Source organism: Nocardioides sp. (assembly GCF_034670285.1).
GTDB lineage: Bacteria > Actinomycetota > Actinomycetes > Propionibacteriales > Nocardioidaceae > Nocardioides.
Map to the genome: position 1 here is coordinate 1 of NZ_JAXMNS010000510.1, position 2,210 is coordinate 2,210.

Below are 2,210 nucleotides of genomic sequence, written 5' to 3' on the forward strand. Positions count from 1 at the left end.
CCGGGGCCACGCGCCGCAAGACCCGCATCCTGCGTGGGTACGGCTCGCTGCCGGTGCGGCTGAACGGCTGAGCGGCTGCAGGAATCCCCGGGTACCCGGGGATTCCTGACGTTCTCAGGGTCTGTTTCCCCTGAGAACGTCAGGCAAAGCCTGATCACCGGGTATTCATCCACCGCGCCCGCGCCCGATGCCCGACCGGGCAGTCGACGTCAGGCGTCGTGGTCGGCGTCGAGCGCAGCGAGCTCGTCGGCGGTGAGCTCGAGGTCGGCTGCCGCGGCGGAGTCGACGATCGACTGAGGCCGCTTGGCGCCGGGGATCGGGATCACGCACGGCGACTGGGCGAGCTCCCACGCCAGTGCCACCTGCTGCGCACTCACCCCGCGCGCCTCGGCGACCTCGGCGAAGGCCGGGTGCTTCTCGGCGAGGTCCTTGGCGCTGCCGAGACCGCCGAGCGGGCTCCAGGGCAGGAAGGCCAGGCCGAGCTCCTCGCAGACCTCGATCTCCGGGGCACTGGAGCGGAAGGCCGGCGAGAACTGGTTCTGCACGCTCACCAGCGTGTCACCGAGGACGGCGTGCGCAGCGCGGATCTGGGCGGGGTCGGCGTTGGAGAGCCCGATCCGGGCGACCTTGCCGGACGCCGCGATCTCGGCGAGCGTGCCGATCACGTCGTCGTACGGGACCTTCGGATCGGGACGGTGGTGCTGCCACAGCGAGATCTGCTCGACGCCGAGCCGCTCGAGGCTGGCGTCGACGGCCTCGTGGAGGTGCGACGCCGAGCTGTCGACGTCCCAGCCGCCGCCCTCGGTGCGCACGTGGCCACCCTTGGTCGCGAGCAGCACCTGGTCGCGCACGCCGAGCTCGTCGAGCAGTCCGGCGATCAGACGCTCGTTGGCGCCCTGGGCCCCGACGCCGAGCTCGTCGCCCGGGCCGTAGGCGTCGGCGGTGTCGAAGAGGGTGACCCCGGCGTCCAGCGCTGCCCGGACGGTGTCGAGCAGCTGCTCGCGCGGCTGGGTGCCGCTCTGGTCGAAGGTCATCAGGCCGAGGCCGATCGCGCCGACGGGCGTGCGGCCGAGGGTGTCGTTGCCGAGGTGTCGCGTCTGCATGAGGTTTCTCCAGGGGGTCAGGTCGTGGTCAGGATCAGGGACGTGTGGGGTGATTCGACTAGCTCTCGAAGGTCGCGGTGTCGATGACGAAGCGGTAGCGCACGTCACTGCTGATGACGCGCTCCCACGCCTCGTCGATCTGCTCGCCGCCGATGACCTCGATCGTGGAGCCGATGCCGTGCTCGGCGCAGAAGTCGAGCATCTCCTGGGTCTGGGCGATGCCGCCGATCGCCGAGCCGGCCCAGCTGCGACGAGCGCCGATGAGGGCGAAGGCCGGCACCTGGAGGGGCTCCGAGGGAGCCCCGACGCTGACCATCGTGCCGTCGAGGGTGAGCAGCGACAGGTACTTGCCCATCGGCAGGGTCGCCGAGACCGTGTTGACGATCAGGTCGAAGGAGCCTGCGAGCTCGGCGAACGTCTTCGCGCCGTGCTCACCGCCGGTGGCGTAGTAGTGGTCGGCGCCGAAGCGCTCGCCGTCCTCCTGCTTCGACAGGCTCTGCGAGAGCACGGTGACCTCGGCGCCGAGGGCGTGGGCGAGCTTGACACCCATGTGACCCAGCCCGCCCATGCCGACGATGGCGACCTTCGACCCGGGACCCGCCTTCCAGTGCTTGAGCGGCGAGTACATGGTGATGCCGGCGCACAGGAGCGGGGCGGCCTCGTCGAGCGAGATCCCCTCCGGGATGCCGAGCACGAAGTCCTGGTCGACGACGATGTGGGTGCTGTAGCCGCCGTCGGTGGGACGCCCGTCCGCACCGATCGACCCGTAGGTGCCGGTGTTGCCGTTGAGGCAGTACTGCTCCTCGCCCGCTCGGCAGTTGACGCACTCCCGGCACGAGTCCACCAGGCAGCCGACCCCGACGCGGTCGCCGACGGCGTACTTCTCGACCGCGCTCCCGACCTCCTCGACCGTCCCCGCGATCTCGTGGCCGGGCACGAGCGGGAAGTTCGCCTCGCCCCACTCGTTGCGGCCGGTGTGGATGTCGGAGTGACAGATGCCGGCGAAGTGGATCTTGATGAGGACGTCGCGCGGGCCGACGTCGCGACGCTCGATCGTGGTCTTCTCGAACGGGGCGTGGGCGGACGGGGTGGCGTAAGCAGTGACGG

General features: G+C 70.5%; 2 protein-coding genes. Both read right to left on the bottom strand.

Going from position 1 to position 2,210, the window contains the following annotated elements; all coding sequences use genetic code 11:
* Nucleotides 1–209: 209 nt before the first annotated feature.
* Complete coding sequence (locus VOI19_RS18370) at nt 210–1,103, bottom strand: aldo/keto reductase (protein ID WP_323794387.1); 894 nt, start codon at nt 1,101–1,103, stop codon at nt 210–212.
* A 58-nt stretch (nt 1,104–1,161) separates the two neighbouring features.
* Nucleotides 1,162–2,157 carry an NAD(P)-dependent alcohol dehydrogenase gene (locus VOI19_RS18375; RefSeq protein WP_323794388.1) on the bottom strand — a complete coding sequence of 332 codons (996 nt, stop codon included), beginning with the start codon at nt 2,155–2,157 and terminating at the stop codon, nt 1,162–1,164.
* Between the last annotated feature and the right edge of the window lie 53 nt (nt 2,158–2,210).